Origin of the sequence: Streptomyces griseiscabiei (genome assembly GCF_020010925.1) — a bacterium.
Lineage (GTDB): Bacteria > Actinomycetota > Actinomycetes > Streptomycetales > Streptomycetaceae > Streptomyces > Streptomyces griseiscabiei.
The window spans coordinates 2,710,001-2,730,566 of the sequence record NZ_JAGJBZ010000001.1; the positions used below are offsets into that span (position 1 = coordinate 2,710,001).

At 71.8% G+C, this 20,566-nt stretch carries 16 protein-coding genes; 9 read left to right on the forward strand and 7 right to left on the reverse strand.

Going from position 1 to position 20,566, the window contains the following annotated elements; translation table 11 throughout:
• The first annotated feature begins 6 nt into the window (after nt 1–6).
• Both J8M51_RS11725 and ptsP read left to right on the forward strand, forming a co-directional pair.
• Nucleotides 7–456 carry a PTS sugar transporter subunit IIA gene (locus J8M51_RS11725; protein ID WP_267299146.1) on the forward strand — a complete coding sequence of 150 codons (450 nt, stop codon included), beginning with the start codon at nt 7–9 and terminating at the stop codon, nt 454–456.
• A gap of 76 nt (nt 457–532) precedes the next feature.
• Nucleotides 533–2,203, forward strand: coding sequence for a phosphoenolpyruvate--protein phosphotransferase (gene ptsP, locus J8M51_RS11730; protein WP_267299147.1), 1,671 nt, complete (start codon nt 533–535; stop codon nt 2,201–2,203).
• A gap of 77 nt (nt 2,204–2,280) precedes the next feature.
• Here ptsP and J8M51_RS11735 read toward each other — a convergent pair whose 3' ends face one another.
• Together J8M51_RS11735 and J8M51_RS11740 are read right to left on the reverse strand one after the other, a co-directional pair.
• Nucleotides 2,281–3,189, reverse strand: a complete 909-nt coding sequence (locus tag J8M51_RS11735) for a hypothetical protein (RefSeq protein ID WP_267299148.1) — start codon at nt 3,187–3,189, stop codon at nt 2,281–2,283.
• Nucleotides 3,190–3,268: 79 nt separating this feature from the next.
• Nucleotides 3,269–5,236 (reverse strand): acetoacetate--CoA ligase, encoded by a 1,968-nt coding sequence (locus tag J8M51_RS11740; RefSeq protein WP_267299149.1) that lies wholly within the window; start codon nt 5,234–5,236, stop codon nt 3,269–3,271.
• Nucleotides 5,237–5,450: 214 nt separating this feature from the next.
• On the opposite strand from J8M51_RS11740, the gene J8M51_RS11745 reads away from it, so the two are divergent.
• Nucleotides 5,451–7,817 carry a glycoside hydrolase family 31 protein gene (locus J8M51_RS11745; RefSeq protein ID WP_267299150.1) on the forward strand — a complete coding sequence of 789 codons (2,367 nt, stop codon included), beginning with the start codon at nt 5,451–5,453 and terminating at the stop codon, nt 7,815–7,817.
• A 28-nt stretch (nt 7,818–7,845) separates the two neighbouring features.
• Here the strand turns inward: J8M51_RS11745 and J8M51_RS11750 are convergent, their stop codons facing one another.
• Complete coding sequence (locus tag J8M51_RS11750; protein WP_216589068.1) at nt 7,846–8,382, reverse strand: NUDIX domain-containing protein; 537 nt, start codon at nt 8,380–8,382, stop codon at nt 7,846–7,848.
• A 271-nt stretch (nt 8,383–8,653) separates the two neighbouring features.
• Here J8M51_RS11750 and J8M51_RS11755 point away from each other — a divergent pair, with 271 nt between their 5' ends.
• From J8M51_RS11755 to glpK, 4 genes are all read left to right on the forward strand, one after another.
• On the forward strand, nt 8,654–9,079 hold the full coding sequence (locus tag J8M51_RS11755; RefSeq protein ID WP_216589074.1) for a Zn-ribbon domain-containing OB-fold protein: 426 nt from the start codon (nt 8,654–8,656) through the stop codon (nt 9,077–9,079).
• Nucleotides 9,076–10,266 (forward strand): lipid-transfer protein, encoded by a 1,191-nt coding sequence (locus J8M51_RS11760; RefSeq protein WP_267299151.1) that lies wholly within the window; start codon nt 9,076–9,078, stop codon nt 10,264–10,266. Before J8M51_RS11755 ends, J8M51_RS11760 begins: the two co-directional genes overlap by 4 nt.
• Before the next feature lie 488 nt (nt 10,267–10,754).
• Nucleotides 10,755–11,540 carry an MIP/aquaporin family protein gene (locus tag J8M51_RS11765; protein ID WP_216589066.1) on the forward strand — a complete coding sequence of 262 codons (786 nt, stop codon included), beginning with the start codon at nt 10,755–10,757 and terminating at the stop codon, nt 11,538–11,540.
• 65 nt (nt 11,541–11,605) lie between these two features.
• Nucleotides 11,606–13,126 carry a glycerol kinase GlpK gene (gene glpK / locus J8M51_RS11770; protein WP_086753866.1) on the forward strand — a complete coding sequence of 507 codons (1,521 nt, stop codon included), beginning with the start codon at nt 11,606–11,608 and terminating at the stop codon, nt 13,124–13,126.
• Nucleotides 13,127–13,281: 155 nt separating this feature from the next.
• Here the strand turns inward: glpK and J8M51_RS11775 are convergent, their stop codons facing one another.
• From J8M51_RS11775 to J8M51_RS11790, 4 genes are all read right to left on the reverse strand, one after another.
• A complete protein-coding gene (locus J8M51_RS11775) occupies nt 13,282–13,887 on the reverse strand; it encodes a GTP-binding protein (protein WP_086753868.1) in 606 nt (201 codons plus the stop codon).
• 62 nt (nt 13,888–13,949) lie between these two features.
• Nucleotides 13,950–14,345 (reverse strand): DUF742 domain-containing protein, encoded by a 396-nt coding sequence (locus J8M51_RS11780; RefSeq protein WP_046706880.1) that lies wholly within the window; start codon nt 14,343–14,345, stop codon nt 13,950–13,952.
• Between the two features lie 9 nt (nt 14,346–14,354).
• Nucleotides 14,355–14,792, reverse strand: coding sequence for a roadblock/LC7 domain-containing protein (locus J8M51_RS11785; RefSeq protein ID WP_086753870.1), 438 nt, complete (start codon nt 14,790–14,792; stop codon nt 14,355–14,357).
• A complete protein-coding gene (locus tag J8M51_RS11790) occupies nt 14,789–17,659 on the reverse strand; it encodes a nitrate- and nitrite sensing domain-containing protein (protein ID WP_086753882.1) in 2,871 nt (956 codons plus the stop codon). The genes J8M51_RS11785 and J8M51_RS11790 overlap by 4 nt, the downstream gene beginning before the upstream one ends.
• 419 nt (nt 17,660–18,078) lie before the next feature.
• Here J8M51_RS11790 and J8M51_RS11795 point away from each other — a divergent pair, with 419 nt between their 5' ends.
• Both J8M51_RS11795 and J8M51_RS11800 read left to right on the forward strand, forming a co-directional pair.
• On the forward strand, nt 18,079–18,630 hold the full coding sequence (locus J8M51_RS11795; protein WP_086753872.1) for a hypothetical protein: 552 nt from the start codon (nt 18,079–18,081) through the stop codon (nt 18,628–18,630).
• 427 nt (nt 18,631–19,057) lie between these two features.
• Complete coding sequence (locus J8M51_RS11800) at nt 19,058–20,524, forward strand: aldehyde dehydrogenase family protein (RefSeq protein ID WP_086753874.1); 1,467 nt, start codon at nt 19,058–19,060, stop codon at nt 20,522–20,524.
• The last annotated feature ends 42 nt before the right edge of the window (nt 20,525–20,566 follow it).

Consider the following 20,566-nt stretch of genomic DNA (forward strand, 5'->3'; position numbering starts at 1 on the left):
CTTCCCATGACCACCGTGACGTCCCCTCTCGCAGGACGCGCCATCGGACTGGCCGCCGTACCGGACCCCGTCTTCTCCGGAGCGATGGTCGGTCCCGGCACGGCGATCGACCCCGCGCGCGAGGCGGGAGAGGCTGTCGCCCCTGTCGACGGAGTCGTCGTCTCCCTGCACCCGCACGCGTTCGTCGTGGTCGACAGTGAGGGACACGGGGTGCTGGTCCACCTCGGCATCGACACCGTGCAGCTGAACGGTGAGGGCTTCGAGCTGCTCGTCAACAAGGGAGACACCGTGCAGCGGGGCCAGGCCGTCGTGCGCTGGGACCCTGCCGCCGTCGAGGCCGCGGGCAAGTCCCCGATCTGTCCCGTCGTGGCGTTGGAGGCCACGGCCGACTCCCTCTCCGAGCTTCGTGAGGACGGCGAAGTGAAGGCCGGCGACACGCTCTTCGGATGGCAGTGACGTCGGGGCCGTAGTGCCCCCCAGTTCCACAACCACCGCGGCGGCGGGACCCGCCGCACTATCGGAGACAGGTGAGATGGAGACAACGCTGCGAGGCGTCGGTGTGAGCCACGGTGTGGCGATCGGCGAGGTTCGGCATATGGGAACGGCGGTGCTGGAGCCGCCCGCCAAGCAGATCCCTGCGGAGGACGCGGAGCGCGAGCAGGGCCGCGCCCGTAAGGCGGTGGACGCGGTCGCCGCCGATCTGATCGCGCGCGGCAATCTGGCCGGGGGTGAGGCCCAGGCCGTGCTGGAGGCCCAGGCCCTGATGGCCCAGGACCCCGAGCTGATGGCGGATGTGGAGCGTCGTGTCGCCGTGGGGAGCACGGCGGAGCGGGCCGTCTACGACGCCTTCGCCGCGTACCGTGCGCTGCTGGCCGGAGCCGGTGAGTACCTCGCGGGTCGCGTGGCCGACCTCGACGATGTGCGGAATCGTATCGTCGCCCGTCTGCTCGGGGTTCCGATGCCGGGTGTGCCGGACAGCGACGAGCCGTACGTGCTCATCGCGCGTGATCTGGCGCCCGCCGACACCGCGCTGCTCGATCCGACGCTCGTGCTCGGTTTCGTCACCGAGGAGGGCGGGCCGACCAGTCACAGCGCGATTCTGGCGCGGGCGCTCGGGGTGCCGGCCGTGGTGGCGCTGCCGGGGGCCGGTGAACTGGCCGAGGGCACGGTGATCGCCGTGGACGGCAGCACCGGTGAGATCTTCGTGAACCCGAGTGCGGAGAAGAAGGCGGAGCTGGAGGCCGCGGCCGCTACGCGGAAGGCCGCGCTGGCCGCGTCGAGCGGGCCGGGTGCGACGTCCGACGGACACAAGGTTCCGCTGCTGGCCAACGTGGGCGGTCCCGCCGATGTGCCGGCGGCCGTGGAGGCCGGGGCCGAGGGTGTGGGGCTGTTCCGTACCGAGTTCCTGTTCCTCGACGACAGTAGGACGGCGCCGTCCGAGGAGAAGCAGGTCGAGGCGTACCGGCAGGTGCTGGAGGCCTTCCCCGAGGGGCGTGTCGTCGTGCGGGTGCTCGACGCCGGTGCCGACAAACCGCTGGAGTTCCTGACGCCGGCCGATGAGCCGAACCCGGCGCTCGGTGTGCGCGGGTTGCGGACGCTGCTCGACCACCCCGAGGTGCTGCGGACGCAGCTGACGGCTCTGGCGAAGGCCGCCGAAGGGCTGCCGGTCTACCTCGAGGTCATGGCGCCGATGGTCGCCGACCGCACGGACGCCAAGGCGTTCGCCGACGCCTGTCGTGAGGCGGGGCTGCGGGCCAAGTTCGGTGCCATGGTGGAGATCCCGTCGGCGGCGCTGCGGGCGCGGTCGATCCTGCAGGAGGTGGAGTTCCTGTCGCTGGGGACCAACGACCTCGCGCAGTACACGTTCGCGGCCGACCGGCAGGTGGGTGCGGTGTCGCGGCTGCAGGACCCGTGGCAGCCCGCGCTGCTCGACCTGGTCGCGCTGTCCGCGGAGGCGGCGAAGGCCGAGGGCAAGAGCTGCGGGGTGTGCGGCGAGGCCGCGTCCGACCCGCTGCTGGCCTGTGTGCTGACCGGTCTGGGTGTCACCTCCCTGTCCATGGGTGCGGCGTCGATCCCGTATGTGCGGGGGCAGTTGGCGAAGTACACGCTGGCGCAGTGCGAGCGGGCCGCGGCCGCGGCGCGTGCGGCGGACACGGCCGAGGAGGCGCGCGCCGCCGCGCAGGCGGTGCTGTCGGGCGAGTAGGTCACGACGGGCGGACGGTCTGTCGTCCGGTCGGTGCGAGGGGCGCTTCACCTGTGGGTGGGGCGCCCCTCGCCCTTTCAGTGGGTGTGTCCGTCCGTGGCCGGCCCTCCCCCGGGGAGGCCGTCCCCGAGGTCGGGCGGGGTGGTGTAGTCGACGCCGGACTCGGGGGAGACGAGGTCGCCGGATTCCACGTCGGTGCAGTAGGCGTCGAAGACCTCTCCGGCGGTGAGGGGTTCGAGGCCGTCGCCGCGCAGGCGCCAGCCGTAGACGCGGTCGGTGGAGTCGGGGGCGGTGGTGCGCATGACGAGTCCGCCGGGGCTGCGGGTGGCGATGCCGACGGCCAGGACGGTGGCGAGTTCCAGGGCTTCGGACTCGTCCAGGCGGGTGGCGCCTTCGTCGTCCTGGTCGGCGTGGAGGGCGGCGGCCAGGGCCTGGGGCCTGGACGAGACGCTGCAGACGAGGTGGCGCTCGCCGGGGCCCGCGGTGTCGAGGGCGCGCTTGAGCAGGTGCATGGCGCGGGAGAAGGCGGCGCGGCCGATGTCCTCGCCGCAGGAGGCGCACTCGCCGATCTGGGCGAGGAGGGTGGTGGCGTACTCCCAGGTGGCAAGGCGGACGGCTTCGTCGATCAGGTCGGGGACGAGTTCGGCGAGGGGCTGGCCCTCGTAGGGGACGGCGGCTCCGGTGGCCGCGAGTTCGGCGGTGAAGCGGGTGCGGCTGGCGGGGGTGTCGGGTTCGAGGCCGGTGTCGGCGCAGAACGCGGCGTACTCGTCGGGGTCGAAGAGGGCGACCGTGGTGTGGTTGCCCTGCGCGGCGAGGGTCCTGAGCAGGGCTTCCACTTGGTGGAGGTAGGTCGAGTGGTCGTCGAAGGTGAAGCTGCGGTAGCGCCGCATGGCGGTGAAGTCGTGCTCGTCGGCCAGCAGGCCGATGGTGCCGGCGATCTCGCGGCGCAGGACGCGTCGCATCGTCTGGTGGCGGGTGTGTGGCATGGCTTCCCCCTGTGCGAGCGGTCGATCAATGCTCACTCACAGTAATCGGCACCACTGACAACGCCCGCCGGCCGAGGTGTCAGGCGCGCTTGCGGGCCAGGTCCTCGTAGAAGCGCAGCAGGTCGAGGTTGTCGACGGAGCCGGGGTTGACGGCCTTTTCCAGGGGGGTGCCCTGGAGGAGCCGTTTGACGGGGACCTCGATGCGTTTGCCGGTGAGGGTGTGCGGGACTCCGGGGACCTCGATGACCTCGTCGGGGACGTGGCGTGGGGAGAGGTTCTCGCGGATGGTGCGCTTGATGCGGTCGAGGAGGGCCTCGTCGAGGCTTGCGCCGGGGGCGAGTTGGACGAAGAGGGGCATCCAGTAGCCGCCGTCGGGCTGTTCGATGCCGATGACGAGGGATTCCTTGATTTCCGGGAGGCGTTCGACGGCTTCGTAGATGTCGGCCGAGCCCATGCGGACGCCCTGGCGGTTGAGGGTGGAGTCGGAGCGGCCGTGGATGACGACGGAGCCGCGGGAGGTGAGGGTGATCCAGTCGCCGTGGCGCCAGACGCCGGGGTAGGTGTCGAAGTAGCTGTCGTGGTAGCGGGTGCCGTCGGGGTCGTTCCAGAAGTGGATCGGCATGGACGGCATGGGGTTGGTGACGACGAGTTCGCCGACCTCGTCGATGAGGGGCCGGCCGCTGGGGTCCCAGGACCGGAGGTCGGTGCCGAGGCTCGGGGCCTGGAGTTCGCCGATGTGGACGGGGAGGGTGGGGACGGCTCCGGCGAAGCAGGAGCAGACATCGGTGCCGCCGCTGACGGAGGCGATCCACAGGTCTTCGCGGACCTCGTCGTGGAGCCAGCGGAAGCCGTCGGGCGGGAGCGGGGAGCCGGTGGTGCCGACGCACTGGACGCGGGAGAGGTCGTAGTCGCGTCCCGGGTGGATGCCGGCCTTGCGGCAGGCCATGACGTAGGCGGCGGAGGTGCCGAAGAGGGTGGCGCCGGTGCGTTCGGCGACGCTCCACTGGGCGCCGGTGTCGGGGTGGCCGGGGCTGCCGTCGTACAGGACGACGGTGGTGCCGGTGAGGAGGCCGGAGACGAGGAAGTTCCACATCATCCAGCCGGTGGAGGTGTACCAGAAGAAGCGGTCCTCGGGGCCGAGGTCGCAGTGCAGGCCGAGCTGTTTGAGGTGTTCGACGAGGATGCCGCCCTGGGACTGGACGATGGCTTTGGGCAGGCCGGTGGTGCCGGAGGAGTAGAGCACCCACAACGGGTGGTCGAACGGGACCTGTTCGAAGACCGGCGGGACGTCCGCCGAGGTCAGGGCGGACCATTCCAGGGCTCCGTCGGGGGCCTCGGTGCCGAGGACGGGGATGTGGACGACGGCGCGCAGGGTGGGCAGTTCGCGGCGGAGTTCGGCGACGGTGTCGCGGCGGTCGTGTTCCTTGCCGCCGTAGCGGTAGCCGTCGACGGTGAACAGGACGACGGGTTCGACCTGTTGGAAGCGGTCGAGGACGCTGCGGGCGCCGAAGTCCGGGGCGCAGGAGGTCCAGACGCCGCCGACGGCCGCGGTGGCGAGGAGGGCGACGACGGCCTCGGGGATGTTCGGGAGATAGCCGCTGACGCGGTCCCCGGGGCGTACGCCGAGGGCGCGCAGTTCGGCGGCGAGGGAGCCGACCTGGCGGCGCAGTTCGGACCAGGTCACCGGGCGGGGTTCGTGGGTCTCGTCGACGTGGAGGAGGGCCGGTTCGTCGGCGCGGGCGTCGGCGGCGCGGAGGGCGTGTTCGGCGTAGTTGAGGGTGGCGCCGGGGAACCAGTCGGCGCCGGGCATGGCGCGGTCGCCGAGCACGCGCGCGTAGGGGGTGGAGAACCGTACGTCGAACCACTCGGTGACGGCTTTCCAGAACGTCTCGAGTTCGTCGACGGACCAGCGGTGCAGGGCCGGGTAGCCGCCGTCGGCGGGGGCTCCGTGGTGTTCGGCGGCCCAGGACTGGAACGCGGTGATCCGGGCCCGGGCGATGCGTTCCGTGTCGGGCTGCCAGAGCGGCGAGGGGTTCGCTGAGGTCATGGGGCGGCTCCCGGGACTGTGCGCGTCGTGTGCGTCGGTCGCGCACGGGCAGGGGTGTGCGCGTGACGCGGCTGTCACGGACGATGCCATGTGATCGACTTCCGCACCAGGGTGAGCCGCGGATGGAAGGCCGGATGAACATGTGCCATCACCACGGGTGAACGGTAGTTGAACGACTCACACGATTCGCCCGGTCGATGGCAGGCTGATCGGCATGGACGGTCGTGACCTGGTGCGTTCGGTGAAATTGCTCGGTTCGGCGGGGGCGGCTCAGGGGCTGCGCACCGTGCGGGCAGCATGGCGCAGGAGGCGTGCCGACGCCGTCGGGTTGCCGGCACGGGGCGCCGAGCGGGCCCGGGTGCCGGGGCCGGTGGCGGAGGTGGAGCCGGGTCCGGGCGGTGGGATCGTGCGGTTCGCCCGGTCGGAGCTGCGGGTGACGGTCGATGTGAACGGCGCGGTCTTCTGGGGCTGGGACGGTGCGGGGCCGGAGCCGTCGTACGCGCTCGCGGGGCGGTGTCCCGAGCCGGATCCGCGGGCCGTTCTGGAGCCGGACAAGGACGGCGGCTGGCGGGTCGTGGCCGAGCGGGTGACGGTCGTCGTGTCGCGGCACGGGGCCGTGGAGGTGTGTACGCCCGGTGGGGTGACGCTGCGGCGGGATCTGCCGCCCCGGTGGTGGGAGCCGGTCGGCGGGGGCCGGGCGCGGTGGGTGCAGCGCTCGGAGGTGGCGGCGGACGCGCGGTTCTTCGGTCTGGGCGGCCGGGCGGCCGGGCCCCGGCTGCGTGGCGGAACGTATCGGCTGTGGAACACCGACCCCGGACACACCTTCGCACCCGGTGACGATCCGCTGTACATCACGATGCCGGTGCAGCTGGTGGTGGCGGACGCGGCGACGCATCTGGTGTTCCACGACAGCACGTGGGACGGCACGGTGACGTTGTCCGAGGGCGAGGAGGGGGCCGGGTCGGGGCACGACCGGGCGGGTACGTCCGAGGTGCGGATGGACGGCGGGCCGCTGCGCTGCTGGGTGATCGTGGGCTCCCCCGCGCGCGTGCTGCACGCCTGGGCCGCTCTGACGGGCGCTCCGGCGCTGCCGCCGGCGTGGGCGCTCGGGCATCATCACGCGCGGTGGGGCTTCGGGAGCGAGCAGGAGGTGCGGCGGATCGTCGCGGGCTACCGGGAGCACGGTCTGCCGCTGGACGCGGTCCATCTGGACATCGACCACTACGACGGCCATCGGGTGTTCACGGTGGACGCGGAGAACTTCCCGAAGCTGCCGGTTCTCGCCGACGAGTTGCGGCGGGACGGGATCCGGCTGGTGTCGATCGTCGACGCGGCGGTCAAGGCGGAGCCGGGCGACGCGGTGTACGACGGCGGGACGGCCGAGGACGCGTTCGTGCGGGACGCCGCCGGTGAGGTCGCGGAGGGGCTGGTGTGGCCCGGGGAGTCGGTGTTCCCGGACTTCACGCGTGCGCGTACGCGTGCGTGGTGGGGCGGTCTCTACGAGGAGCGGCTGGCGCAGGGCTTCGCCGGGTTCTGGCACGACATGAACGAGCCGACGTCGTTCACGGCGTTCGGCGAGAACACGCTGCCCCGGTCGGTCCGGCACGATCTGGAGGGCCGGGGCGGCGACCATCGCGAGGCGCACAACGTGTACGCGCTGTGCATGGCCCGCGCGGGGTACGAGGGGCTGCGCGAGCTGGTGCCCGAGGAGCGGCCGTTCGTGTTCTCGCGCTCCGGGTGGGCCGGTATGCAGCGCTACGGGGGCACGTGGTCCGGGGACGTGGCGACGGGCTGGCCCGGGTTGCGTGCGTCGCTGTCGCTGGTGCTGGGGCTGGGGCTGTGCGGGGTGCCGTACTCGGGCCCTGACGTGGGCGGGTTCGACGGGAGCCCCTCGCCGGAGCTGTATCTGCGGTGGTTCCAGCTCGGCGCGTATCTGCCGCTGTTCCGTACGCACGCGAGCCTGCGGGCGGGGCGGCGGGAGCCGTGGGAGTTCGGGGAGGAGACCCTCGGGCACGCGCGCGTGGCGCTCGGGGAGCGGCGGCGGCTGCTGCCGTACTTCATGACGCTGGCTCATCTGGCGCGCCGTACGGGGGCGCCCTACGCACGTCCGCTCTGGTGGGGCGCGCCCGAGGACCGGGCGTTGCGGGACTGTGAGGACGCGTTCCTGCTGGGTGACTGTCTGCTGGTGGCGCCGGTGCTCGACGCGGGCGTGGACCGGCGTGCGGTGCAGTTGCCGCGGGGGCGGTGGTACGACACGGTGACCGGGCAGGCGTACGAGGGGCCGGGGCAGGTGGTGCTGGACGCGCCGCTGTCGCGGATCCCGGTACTCGCGCGCGCGGGTGCCGTGCTGCCGGTCCGGGGCGCCGACGGCGGCCTGGAGCTGGAGGTGTGGGCACCCGCGCACGGGCGGACGGGGGGCGGGCTCGTGGTGCCGGACGCGGGCGACGGCTGGGACGAGCCGGAGGTGGAGCGGTACACGGCGCGCCGGGAGGGGCCGCGGGTGGTGGTGGAGCGGGACGGGGACGAGGGTCCGGTCGAGCCTTCGTTTCCCGTGCGGGTACGCGGGCTCGACCGGGAATGAGCCGGGTCGGCTCAGCGGTGTTCTCGGCTCAGATGTAGCGGCCGTCGAAGAAGGCCTGGACGGCCAGGGTGTGCAGGGGGAAGGCGAGTTCGGCGGGTCTGCGCAGCAGGTGCCAGCCCTCCGTCTCGTCCGTGGGGACGGGCGACGGCAGCGTGGCGGCCGGGCGCTCCGGGAGGAGCCCGAACAGCAGCAGATGACCGTCGGGTGAGCTCATGGCGTCGGCGAGGCGCACATCGCGGTCGGCCGCGCAGATACCCGTCTCCTCCTTGAGTTCACGGACGACGGCGTGCCGCCAGTCCTCCCGGTGGTCGATGAAGCCGCCGGGCAGGGCGGTGCCCCCGCGCGCGGGGGCGATGGTCCGTGTGATCACGACGAGGGCTGTGCCCTTGGTGTCGTACACGGGCTGGAGGGCCACCGCGACGGGGAGCGGATTGCGGTAGGCCACTGAGTGGCAGGCCTCGCAGGTGCGGGGCCAGCCTGAAACGCCCTCTCCGTAGGGCGCTCCGCAGCTCGAACAGTGCGAGTCGCGTGCGGAGTTGGCGGGTGGGTGTTGATTCGCGGACACGCGGCGGACTGTATCCGATCATCTGGTGGTCGTCTTACCGGGGCGGCGCAATGCGCCACGCCGGAGAGTCCGCGGACAGGAGTGAGGGCCGGCCGGAACCACCCCCGTGGGCCCCGGCCGGCCCTCCCGATACTCCGACGCCGGGCGGGGCCCGTTGGTTCTCCGGGGGCCTGCCCAATTCGGGATGTCCGTGCCAGACTCCTGAAGAGTTTTCTGACGAGCCATCAGATCTGCTTGCCGGGGAGGGATTTTGTCGCGAAGTCGCACACCGGTGGTCGTCGGCTGGTTCACCGGGGAGGGCGAGGCGTTCCGGTTGCTCGGTACGCGCTGTTCGGCGTGCGCCTCGGTGTTCTTCCCGCGTGAGGACGTCCTGTGCCGCAATCCGGGCTGTCCTGGCGGTGAGCTGCGCGAGGTGCCCCTGTCGCGCCGGGGGCGGGTGTGGTCGTACACCGACGGCCGGTACCGGCCCCCGTCACCCTACGTGTCCGATCCGGAACTTCCCTGGGAGCCGTACGCGTTGATCGCTGTGGAACTGGCCGAAGAACGCCTCGTGGTGCTGGGGCAGGCGGTACCCGGGGTCACCGTCGCCGATCTGGCCGTGGGCATGGAGGTGGAGGTCGTCCCCGGTGTGCTGAACGAGGACGCGGAGACGACCTGGACGACCTGGCACTGGCGGCCGACGGGGGTGGGGGCGTGACGGGTGAGGTGGCGGTGCTGGGCGCGGGGATGCACCCGTGGGGCAAGTGGGGAAGGAGTTTCGTCGAGTACGGGACGGTGGCGGCGCGCGCGGCGCTGAGCGACGCGGGGGTCGACTGGCGGGACGTCGGATCGGTCGTCGGGGCGGACACGGTGCGTGGCGGCTATCCGGGCTACGTGGCGGGGGCGACCTTCGCGAAGGCGCTGGGCTGGCAGGGGGCCCGGGTCACGAGTGTGTACGCGGCCTGCGCGTCCGGCGCGCAGGCGGTCGGCACCGCGCGGGCCCAGATCCTCGCGGGTCTCGCGGACGTGGTGCTCGTCGTGGGCGCGGACTCGGCTCCGAAGGGCTTCTTCCGGCCCGCCGGCGGGGATCGGGCGGACGATCCGGACTGGCTGCGGTTCCGGGTGCTCGGGGCCACCAATCCGACGTACTTCGGGCTGTACGCGCGGCGGCGGATGGCGGTGCACGGCGACACACCGGAGGACTTCGCCCGGGTCAAGGTGAAGAACTCCGCGCTGGGGGCGCTCAACCCGTACGCGCGCTATCGCAGGCGGGTCACCGCGGAGGAGGTCGCCGCCTCCGCGGTGGTCGCCGATCCGCTGCGGCTGCTGGACATCTGCGCGACCTCCGACGGGGGTGCGGCGCTGGTGCTGTCCAGCATGGAGTTCGCGCGGCGGCACCAAGTGACGGAGCCGGTGCGGATACGGGCGGTGTCCACGGTGTCGCCCCGCTATCCCACCACCGTGCTGGATCTGCCGGACATCGCCACGGACTCCGCGGTCGCGGTGGCGCCGCCGGACGAGACGTTCCGGGCGTCGATCGCGCGGGCGGCGTACGAGGAGGCGGGCGTCGGGCCCGAGGATCTGTCGTGCGCCGAGGTGTACGACCTGTCCACGGCGCTGGAGTTGCAGTGGTACGAGGACCTGGGGCTGTGCGGCGAGGGCGGGGCCGCGAAGCTGCTGCGCGACGGCGCCACGGCGCTGGGCGGGCGCATACCGGTGAACGCCAGCGGCGGGCTGGCCTCCTTCGGCGAGGCGGTTCCGGCACAGGCGATCGCCCAGGTGTGCGAGTTGGTGTGGCAGTTGCGGGGGGAGGCGACCGGGCGGCAGGTCGAGGGGGCGCGGGTGGGTATCAGCGCCAATCAGGGGTTGTTCGGACATGGGTCGGCGGTGGTCGCCGTTCGGTGACGGGTGGTGGGGGCGGGGGGGCGCGCAGGGCGGGTCGTGGGCGCCTCCCGCTCGTGCGCGCCTCCCGCGCGGCTCCCACGGCCGAGGTGGGCGATGGCCGATCACACGGCGGCCGGGCCCCTTGGTGCGGCAGCGGCACGTCCCCTCTCGGCGGGTCAGCGGCCATGGCCGGGCCCGCGCCGGTGTGTGCGCCCCGTAGCCGCCTCCAACCGTTGCTGTCCCTGTTCTTGACGCCCCCTGGGTGCCGGTGAACACTTCCGGTGTCGGTCGGCATCGCCGGATTCGGGCGTCTTTGCGCACCGCGCCGCTCGGGCTTCCGGCCTGGGCAACGGGCCGTGTCCCGCGGGCGATCCGGCCACGACGGCACGCTCGTCACGGACGCCGGGCGGGGCGCGGGACCTCCCTGCCTTCGGCTGAAGCAGCCATGGGAACGCACCCTGCACGGAAGGTCCGGGGTCGATCACTCCGGGCCGGGCCAAGGAGCCGCCATGAGCAACGGAGACATATTCGTCGGTGAGGTCATCGGTACGGCGATCCTGATTCTCTTCGGCGCCGGTGTGTGCGCCGCCGTCACTCTCAGGTTCTCGAAGGCGAGGGCATCGGGCTGGATCGTCATCGCGTTCGGCTGGGGCTTCGCCGTGCTGGCGGGCGCCTACACCGCCGCTCCCCTGTCCGGCGGGCACCTCAACCCGGCGGTGACGATAGGGATCGCGGTCGACACGGAGATCTGGGACAAGGTCTGGGTGTATCTGCTCGGGCAGATGGTCGGCGCGATGCTCGGGGCGGTGCTCGCCTACCTCGTCTATCTCGCGCAGTTCCAGGCGAACGTCCGCGAGGAGGGCACCACCGAGGGCACCGCGGACGAACCGACGCCGACCCTCGGGATCTTCTCCACCATCCCGGAGATCCGGAACCCGGTCGCCAACCTGATCACGGAGATCGTCGCGACGATCGCCCTGGTCCTGCCGATCCTCGCCTTCGGCCGGAACGCGGGCATCGGCATCGGACAGATCCCCGGCGAGGAGGCCGGGATCTACGGCTCGGGCATCTCGGTCCTGCTGGTGTCCTTCCTGGTCGTCGGCATCGGTCTCTCCCTCGGCGGGCCCACCGGCTACGCCATCAACCCGGCCCGTGACCTCGGCCCGCGCATCGTGCACACCTTCCTGCCGATCCCGAACAAGGGCACCTCGGACTGGGGTTACGCCTGGATCCCGGTCGTCGGGCCCCTGGTGGGCGGTGCCCTCGCGGGTCTTCTCTACAACGCAGCCTTCTGATCCGACCCAGCGTTCCGACGCAACCGACGCAGGACGTGAGCGCACGTCACACGTGAGGGGATGTCATGCCGGACAACGCCCAGAAGTACGTCGCCGCCATCGATCAGGGCACCACTTCCAGCCGCTGCATCGTCTTCGACCACGGCGGTGCCATCGTCGCCGTCGACCAGCGTGAGCACCGTCAGATCTTCCCCAAGCCGGGATGGGTGGAGCACGACGCCACCGAGATCTGGTCGAAGGTGCAGGCGGTGGTCGCCGGGGCCATCGCGAAGGCGGGCCTGCGCGCGGATCAGATCAGCGCGCTCGGTATCACCAACCAGCGGGAGACCACGGTCCTGTGGGACCGCGCCACGGGCAAACCGGTGCACAACGCGATCGTCTGGCAGGACACCCGTACCTCGGCGCTCTGCAACGAACTCGGCGGCACGGACGGCCAGGATCGCTTCCGTGAGCAGACCGGGCTGCCGCTGGCCAGCTACTTCTCCGGCCCCAAGGCCGCCTGGCTGCTCGACAACGTGCCGGGGCTGAGGGCCCGTGCCGAGCGTGGTGAGATCGCGTTCGGCACCATCGACTCCTGGCTGATCTGGAACCTCACCGGCGGCACCGACGGCGGCCGGCATGTCACCGACGTCACCAACGCCGGGCGGACCATGCTGATGAACCTGGAGACGCTCCAGTGGGACGCCTCGATCCTCGCCGCGATGAACGTCCCGGAGGCGGTCCTCCCGGAGATCAGGTCCTCCGCCGAGGTGTACGGCACCGCCGTGGGCCCGCTGGCCGGCGTACCCGTCGCCTCCGCGCTCGGTGACCAGCAGGCGGCGGTGTTCGGCCAGGCCTGCTACGACGTGGGCACGGCGAAGAACACGTACGGCACCGGGAGCTTCCTGCTGCTCAACACCGGGAACCGGCCGGTGCCGTCGAAGAGCGGCCTGCTCACGACCATGGGGTACAAGATCGGCGACGAGGCGCCGGTGTACTGCCTGGAGGGGTCGATCGCGATCACGGGCGCCCTGGTGCAGTGGTTCCGTGACCAGCTCGGCATCATCCGTACCGCCGACGAGATCGAGCCCTTGGCGGCGAGCGTCGACGACAACGGCGGGGCGTACATCGTGCCCGCGTTCTCCGGGCTGTTCGCGCCCTACTGGCGGTCGGACGCGCGCGGGGTCGTCACCGGGCTGACGAGGTACGTCACGAAGGCCCATCTCGCGCGCGCGGTGCTGGAGGCGACGAGCTGGCAGACGCGGGAGGTCGTGGACGCCATGTTCCAGGACTCCGGGGTGCCCATCACGACCCTGAAGGTCGACGGGGGCATGACCAAGAACAATCTGCTGATGCAGCATCAGGCGGATGTCCTGGGCGTGCCGGTGATCCGGCCCCGGGTCTCGGAGACGACCTGCCTGGGCGCCGCGTACGCGGCCGGGCTGGCGACCGGGGTGTGGAACGACCTGGACGAGCTGAAGTCGCACTGGCGCAAGGACGTCGAGTGGACGCCGGGCATGGAGGCGTCCGTCCGCGACCGCGAGTACCACAACTGGCGCAAGGCGGTGGAGAAGAGCCTCGGCTGGCACGAGGACGACGCGAGCTGAGAGACGTGAGCTGAAAGAGGCGGGCCGAGAGACGCGAGCCGAGGGACATGGTCCACGCGCGCGTGCGTGGCGTTCTCTCCGGAACGGGGCCCACGCGCGCGTGGGCCCGGGAAGCCGCGGCCCGTACCCCTGTCGGCGGGGGTACGGGTCGCGCCTCAGGTGGCGGCGGGCTGGCGGTGGTCGGTGGCGTGGGCCATCGCGTGCCGGACGACGGAGACCAGGACGTCCTTGACCGAGTCCCGGCGGCGGGCGTCGCACAGCACGATCGGCACCTCGGGGTCGAGGTCGAGGGCCTGGCGGACGGTCTCGGCCGGGTACCGCGCGGCGTCGTCGAAGCAGTTGACGCCGATCACGAAGGGTATGGAGCGACGCTCGAAGTAGTCGACGGCGGCGAAGCAGTCCTCCAGCCGACGGGTGTCGACGAGCACCACCGCGCCGAGCGCGCCGGAGGCGAGTTCGTCCCAGAGGAACCAGAAGCGGTCCTGGCCGGGAGTGCCGAAGAGGTACAGGACCAGGTCCTCGCGGAGGGTGATACGCCCGAAGTCCATGGCGACGGTGGTGGTGGTCTTGTTCTCCACACCGCTGGTGTCGTCGACCGGGCGGCCGGCCTCGGTGAGCACCTCCTCGGTGCGCAGTGGCTTGATCTCGCTGACCGCGGCGACGCAGGTCGTCTTGCCCACACCGAAGCCGCCGGCCACGAGGATCTTGAGCGTGACGGGCTCGACCGGAGGTGTGCCGCGCTCAGAGCGCCCGAGGATCATCGGTCTTTCTCCTGCTGGATGGTTGTCTGTCACGAATCCGCCCCGCTCCGCTTCCGTGCTGGTCAGAGCGCCCGGAGACCGTTGATCACATCACGCAGGATGCTCTCGTCGACCAGTTCGGCGGGCGGGACGGGGCGGGTCACGTGGACGAGTTCCTCGTCCACGAGGTCTCCGACGAGGACGCGGACGACTCCGACGGGCAGGTCCAGCTCGGCGGCCAGTTCGGCCACCGACTGGGGGGTGTCACGGCAGAGTTCGACGATACGGACGTGCTCAGGGGAGAGGGAGTGGTCCTCCTCCGGGTCGTCGACGTGCGGTTCCGTGACGACCACGGCGATCAGGTCGAGGCGGTGCTGGATCGCGTGGTTGGTCCGGCCGCGTGTCATCGCGTACGGACGCACCACTGGCCCGGCCTCGTCGTCGAACCAGTGGCTTCTTCCCTGACCGTCTCGGCTCATGCCGTTCCACTACCCGCCGCGGGGGCCGTCGGCGCGCGGGGCGGAGCCCAGATGTACGCCGACCCGCTTGACGAGCAGGGTCATCTCGTAGGCGACCTGGCCGATGTCCGCCTCGGCGTCGGCGAGGACGGCGAGGCAGCTGCCGTCACCGGCGGCCGTGACGAAGAGGAAGGCCTCGTCGAGTTCGACGACGGTCTGCCGGACGCTGCCCGCCTCGAAGTGGCGGCCGACGCCCTTGGCGAGGCTGTGGAAACCGGAGGAGACGGCGGCCAGGTGCTCGCTGTCCTCTCTGGTGAGGTCCTCGGAGACGCCCGTGGGCAGTCCGTCGCTGGAGAGCACGAGCGCCTTGCGGATGCTGGCGACGCGCTGCACCAGATCGTCCAGGAGCCAGTTGAGCTCCCCGGACGTGCCGGTCGCGGTGTGCCGTTCGGCCTTCGGTGCGGTCATCGACCGTCCCCCTTAGTCGTTCCTCGTGGTGCTGAGACGTCCTGGGCGTCGTCGCCCTCGGCGTTCTCGTCGCGGCCGCGCTGCCAACCCCGTTGGAGCGAGGCCATACGGCTGCGTACCTCGTCGGCGTCCCGTTCGGTCGGCTCCGGGCGCCGCTCGGGGCGGGACCTCTCGCGCTCGGCTCGCCGGTCGGGGCCGTCCTTCAACTGCGGTGCCAGACTGGCCTGTCGGACGCGACGGGGCAGCGGGCTCGTAGCTGATTCTGCCTGGTCGGTCGGCGTGTCCGCGCGCGGGGTCGGCTCACCCGCGCCGTACGGCGAGCTGGTCGGGGCCGTGCCCCCCGCAGGGGTCGTACGACGGCGCTGGGGAAGGGCAGGGCCCTCGTACCCACCGGGGGGCAGGGCGCCGGCACGGTGCGACCCGGGCAGGGCGCCGGGTGCGGTGCGGTCGGCCCCGGAGGCGCCCGGCGGCGGAGGGCGGTCGCCGCGCAGGGCGGTGAGCGGCCTGGTGTCCGAGATCTGGTCGGGGCCCGCGGTGCGGCTCTGCCGGGACTCGTCCTCCGTCTGCCTGGCCCTGGCTTCCACCGAACGGCCGTGCGAGCTGACGAGATGGGGGGTGCGGCGCTGCGGCAGCGGTACGGGGCCGAGCGTCGGGTCGGGGTCGGTGAGGGGGACCCGGTGCCCTTCGCCGTCGCGCACCGACTGCTGGTGCTCGTCGGCGACGCCGGTGAGGGAGCGTCGGGGCCCGAACAGCCCGCCGCGCTCGGCGTCCTCCTCGCCGAGGGCGCCCGGGTAGCCCAGGGGTTCCGGGTCGACCGGGGCCTCCAGCTCCACGGGGCCGTCCAGGATGGCGGCGGAGAGCCCCGGGAGGCGGACCGGGATCTCGGAGAGCGCGGCGTTGCGCTCGTCCTCCAGCTCGGCCTCCCGGGTGGGGTGGGCGCGGTCGAGACGGAAGCCGATGCCGTTGGTGTCCGGGACGTCGTCGGTGAGGAGGGCGTCCGGGATGAACAGCACGGCCGTGGTGCCGCCGTAGGGGGAGGGCTGGAGGGAGACGCGGACCTTCTGGCGCTGGGCGAGCCGGCTGACCACGAAGAGACCGAGCCGGTCGGTGTCGGAGAGCTCGAAGTCGGGGGTCTCGGCCAGCTTGAGGTTGGCGTCGAGGAGCGCCTCGGCGGACATCCCGAGGCCGCGGTCGTGGATCTCCAGGGTGAAGCCGTTGGCGACGCGCTCGCCGAGCACCTGTACGGCGGTGTGCGGGGGCGAGAACACCGTGGCGTTCTCCAGGAGTTCGGCCACCAGGTGGGTGAGGTCGGCGACCGCGGGGCCCGTCACGGCGACCCGGGGCAGCCGGCGGACCTCGATCCGCTCGTAGTCCTCGACCTCGGCGACGGCCGCGCGGACGACGTCCATCAGCTGGATGGGCTTGCGCCACTGCCGGGACGGGGCGGCGCCGGAGAGGATGACGAGGCCCTCGGCGTGGCGTCGCATACGGGTCGTCAGATGGTCCAGGCGGAACAGGTCGGCGAGTTCGTCGGTGTCCTCGGTCCGGCGTTCCATGGTGTCGAGGAGGGTGAGCTGCTTGTGCAGCAGGACCTGGCTGCGGCGGGCGAGGTTGACGAAGACCTCGGAGATGCCGCTGCGGAGTTCGGACTGCTTGACGGCGGCCTCGACGGCCGCGCGCTGCAGCGTGTTGAGAGCCTGGCTGACCTCGCCGATCTCGTTCTTGTCGTACTCCAGGCGCGGCACCTCGGTCTCCACGTCGACCTGTTCGCCGGCGGCGAGCCTGCGCATCACGCTGGGCAGCCGCACCCCGGCGGTGTCGTGGGCCTCCTGGCGGAGCCGGCGCAGGTCGCGGATGAGGACGCGGCCGATGCGGACGGACATGAAGAGCGAGACGAGCAGGGCGAAGAGACCGAGGACGCCGGCGACGGCGGCCTTCAGGATGACGGTGGTGGCCAGCGGGCTGACGCGGTCCTGATAGCGGTCGCCCGCCTCGACGCTGAGGTCGCGGAGGTCGGAGAGGACGGGCTCGACGGAGGTGTCCCAGGTCTTCGCGGTGACGCCGGTGGGCCTGCCCGGGTCGGAGGCGATGACGGCCTGTTCGACCGAGCGCAGGGGCGCGGAGCTCGCGTTCTTCCAGTAGCCCTCGAAGCGCTCGCGCTCGGCGTCGGGCAGCTGCGGCAGGCTGATCTCGTACAGCAGGGTGCGCTGGGCGACGAGGTCGGAGAAGTCGCGGATCTCGTCCTGGGTGATCCGGTCAGCGACGAGCACGGAGCTGAGCAGGGCGTCCTCGCGGGAGAGGAGTTCACGGGCACGGGCGACGTTGACCAGCGCGCGGCCCTGCTTGTCCATCTCCACGTTGTCGAGCGCGGGAAGGTTGGACAGCAGCGTGAAGCAGGGGTCGACGAGCTCGTTGTAGTGGCCGAGGGCCTGGGGGACGTTGACGGTGCCGCTCTCGACGGTGGTCCGCAGGGAGGGCAGGGTGTCGAGGGCGTCCAGGATGGTCGTCAGCCGCAGCGAGGTGGCCTCGCCGATCTCGTCCCGCAGGTCGGCGTCCCCGGCGTGCTCCCGGAACTCCTCGACGGCCTTGTCCGTGGCGGCCCGGCTGCGGTCGAGTGCCGTGACCGCCTCGGCGGACCGGGGGTCGGCGAGGTACACGAGGGTCTGGCGGCGCTCCTGCTGGAGTACCCGGATGGTGTCCTCGGTGGGGAAGCCGACTTCCTCGACGATGTCCGCGACCCTGAAGAGATCGCTCGCCTCACGGCCTGTCAGCACCGTGGCGAACGTCCAGACACCGGTCAGTGCCACGAGGGGCACGAGCAACAGCGCCACGATCTTCCGGCGGATCGATTTCCCGCGAAAGCGCATGGCCTCCCCCAGCTTGACCCCCGCCAGGCCCGGGGGCACACATGTGCGTCAACAAACGGCGTGAGCCTACTACCGACTCACACGTATCTCGAAGAGCAGGAGGGACGCACTCCGGACCCCGGGCGAACCGGACATGGGGAGTTGTCCGCCCTTTGGGGGAGATTGCCTCCCCCCGTCAGGCACTTGAGGCCATGGCATCTCGTCGGGAAAGTCCACCAGTTGGCCGGATTTTTTCGTTCCGCGGGAATCTTCCGGGCACGTCGATCGTCTTTCTGTACGGGAATTGGGGGCGGAATCGGCCACAGGTCCCGCAAGCCGCTCGCAGGCGGCGTGAACCGGAGGAAGTCGGGCACCAGTGGGGGGCCGGGTCTCGGGACCCGGTGACTGTTGGTCCACCGGCGGTGGGGAGTGACAAGTTGATGGGCACGGCGGAGCGGCGTGTGACGCCCGGCGACGGAGCGGTGACGCCCAAGAGGGCGGCGCGAAGCGCTCAGGAACCGGATCGCGGCCTCCTGACGGGGGAAAGCGTCGCGGTGGAAGAACGAAGGATCCTGCCGCGGAACGACGAGGAACGGGTGCATTACCGGCCGTTGTGGATCGAGGAGCCGGCGCGCAGGCGGCGGCTGCCCGACCCGGTGCGGACCGCGGCGGTGCGCGCGGTCCTCATCATCGCGGTGACACTGCTTCAGGCGATGGTGGCGTTCCTGTGCACCCTGGCGGGTTCGTGGCTGGCGTTCCCGATGGTGCTGAGCAGTGTGGCGAGCACCGTCGCGGCGACCTGGGGCGTGCTGGACGTCTGGGTGACCCGCCAGGTGTGGAAGCAGCGCAACGGCGTGGTCTCGGCCCCCAGCAGCACGGCGCGCTCGCTGCGTCGTGAGCGGCGGCGGGCCCGCCGCGAGGCACGGGCGGCGGAGCGCACGCAGGCGCGGATACGCAGGCGCGGTGGCGCCGGACAGCTGTCGCATCCGTAGAACACCCGGACGAACACCAGGGGTGGGTCCTCGTGACACAGGGCCCGCCCCCTCGGGGCGGCGTCGGCCGCCTCGCCTCCGGGTCGTCTCCGCTTTGGGCGTCCGGGCGTCTCAGTCCTGCCATCCGGACATGTCGCCCCGGTCGGGCGGACGTCTCTCTCCGGTCGGCCCTCGGACGAAGGGCCGCCGTGCTCTCGCGGGCGCGCGCGAAGGGTGGTGTGCTGGTCTCCACCGGCCACCACATCGGAGCCTTCGCGAGTGGCTGCCGCAGCAGGTGAGGTGCGGTTCCCTCGGATGTCCAGGCCTCTGACCAGGCGTGTCGACCGTCACATTTGACCCCCTCTTGGGCATAGAACGCGGTCGTCCGGTTAGGCGCTCAGCCGCGAGGGCGCCTGCCGTACGGCGCTGACCAGGAGGAACGAGAGACATGCCCGAACTTTTCATCGGCGGAGCATGGCGATCCGCGCTCGACGGCCGGACACGTGAGATCCGCTGCCCCGCCGACGGCAGCCTGGTCGCGGTCGTCGACGAGGCCGGCGGCAAGGACACCGTGGAGGCGATCACGGCCGCCCGCCGCGCCTTCGACGAGGGCCCCTGGCCCACCACCTCGCCCGCCGACCGCGGTGACCTGCTGCTCCGGGTGGCCGATCTCCTCGTACGCGACAAGGACGCGCTCGCCCGCGCCGAGTCCCTCGACACCGGCAAGCGGCTGGTGGAGAGCGAGTACGACATCGACGACATCGCGAACTGCTTCCGCTACTTCGGGCGGGCGGCCACGGCCGAGACGGGCCGGGTCGTCGACACCGGTCAGCCGGGCGTGGACAGCCGGGTCGTGTACGAGCCGGTCGGGGTGTGCGCGCTGATCACCCCGTGGAACTACCCCCTCCTCCAGACGGCCTGGAAGGTCGCCCCGGCGCTCGCGGCCGGCAACACCTTCGTGCTGAAGCCGAGCGAGCTGACCCCGCACACCGCGATCCACCTGATGCGTCTGCTGGAGGAGGCCGGGCTGCCGGAGGGCGTGGCCAATCTGGTGCTCGGCGCCGGGCCCGAGGCGGGCGCTCCGCTCTCCGACCACCCGGACGTGGACCTGGTCTCCTTCACCGGTGGCCTGCAGACCGGGCGACGGCTCATGGCCAACGCCGCCGCGAGCGTCAAGAAGGTCGCCCTGGAGCTCGGCGGCAAGAACCCGAACATCGTCTTCGCCGACGCCGACTTCGACACGGCCGTCGACATGGCGCTGACCGCGGTCTTCCTGCACTCGGGCCAGGTCTGCTCGGCGGGCGCCCGGCTGCTGGTGGAGGACTCCGTGCACGACCGCTTCGTCGACGAGGTCGTCCGCCGGGCCCGGGAGATCCGGCTCGGCGGCCCGTTCGACGAGAACGCCCGGACCGGCCCGCTGATCTCGGCCGCCCATCGCGCGAAGGTCGAGGAGTACGTGGCCCGGGGCATCGCCGAGGGCGCGGTACTGCGCTGCGGTGGCGAGCGGCCGGGCGGCGAGGCGTACGACCGGGGCTTCTACTACCTGCCGACGGTCCTGGACGAGTGCACGAGCGCGATGTCCGTGGTCCAGGACGAGTCCTTCGGGCCGGTGCTGACGGTGGAGCGGTTCAGCACCGAGGACGAGGCGGTACGGCTGGCCAACGACACGATCTACGGTCTGGCCGGTGCCGTGTGGACGACGGACGGGGCCAGGGCCCAGCGGGTCGCGGCCCGGCTACGGATCGGCACGGTGTGGATCAACGACTACCACCCCTATGTGCCACAGGCCGAGTGGGGCGGGGTCAAGCAGTCCGGCTTCGGCCGCGAACTGGGGCCCGCGGGGCTCGCCGAGTACCGCGAGGCGAAGCACATCTGGCGCAACACGGACCCCTCGCCGCAGGGTTGGTTCGCCTAGCTCCCGCCGACTCCCCGCAGCGCTCTTGTGACGCGGGCGTCC

Bases quoted from the DNA above. Each gene is read 5' to 3' on its own strand.
- ptsP (WP_267299147.1), top strand. From the start codon at position 533: ATGGAGACAACGCTGCGAGGCGTCGGTGTGAGCCACGGTGTGGCGATC.
- J8M51_RS11740 (WP_267299149.1), bottom strand. From the start codon at position 5,236: ATGACCTCAGCGAACCCCTCGCCGCTCTGGCAGCCCGACACGGAACGC.
- J8M51_RS11775 (WP_086753868.1), bottom strand. From the start codon at position 13,887: ATGATCCTCGGGCGCTCTGAGCGCGGCACACCTCCGGTCGAGCCCGTC.
- J8M51_RS11790 (WP_086753882.1), bottom strand. From the start codon at position 17,659: ATGCGCTTTCGCGGGAAATCGATCCGCCGGAAGATCGTGGCGCTGTTG.
- J8M51_RS11785 (WP_086753870.1), bottom strand. From the start codon at position 14,792: ATGACCGCACCGAAGGCCGAACGGCACACCGCGACCGGCACGTCCGGG.
- J8M51_RS11800 (WP_086753874.1), top strand. From the start codon at position 19,058: ATGCCCGAACTTTTCATCGGCGGAGCATGGCGATCCGCGCTCGACGGC.
- J8M51_RS11735 (WP_267299148.1), bottom strand. From the start codon at position 3,189: ATGCCACACACCCGCCACCAGACGATGCGACGCGTCCTGCGCCGCGAG.
- J8M51_RS11745 (WP_267299150.1), top strand. From the start codon at position 5,451: ATGGACGGTCGTGACCTGGTGCGTTCGGTGAAATTGCTCGGTTCGGCG.
- J8M51_RS11780 (WP_046706880.1), bottom strand. From the start codon at position 14,345: ATGAGCCGAGACGGTCAGGGAAGAAGCCACTGGTTCGACGACGAGGCC.
- J8M51_RS11725 (WP_267299146.1), top strand. From the start codon at position 7: ATGACCACCGTGACGTCCCCTCTCGCAGGACGCGCCATCGGACTGGCC.
- J8M51_RS11765 (WP_216589066.1), top strand. From the start codon at position 10,755: ATGAGCAACGGAGACATATTCGTCGGTGAGGTCATCGGTACGGCGATC.
- glpK (WP_086753866.1), top strand. From the start codon at position 11,606: ATGCCGGACAACGCCCAGAAGTACGTCGCCGCCATCGATCAGGGCACC.
- J8M51_RS11795 (WP_086753872.1), top strand. From the start codon at position 18,079: ATGGGCACGGCGGAGCGGCGTGTGACGCCCGGCGACGGAGCGGTGACG.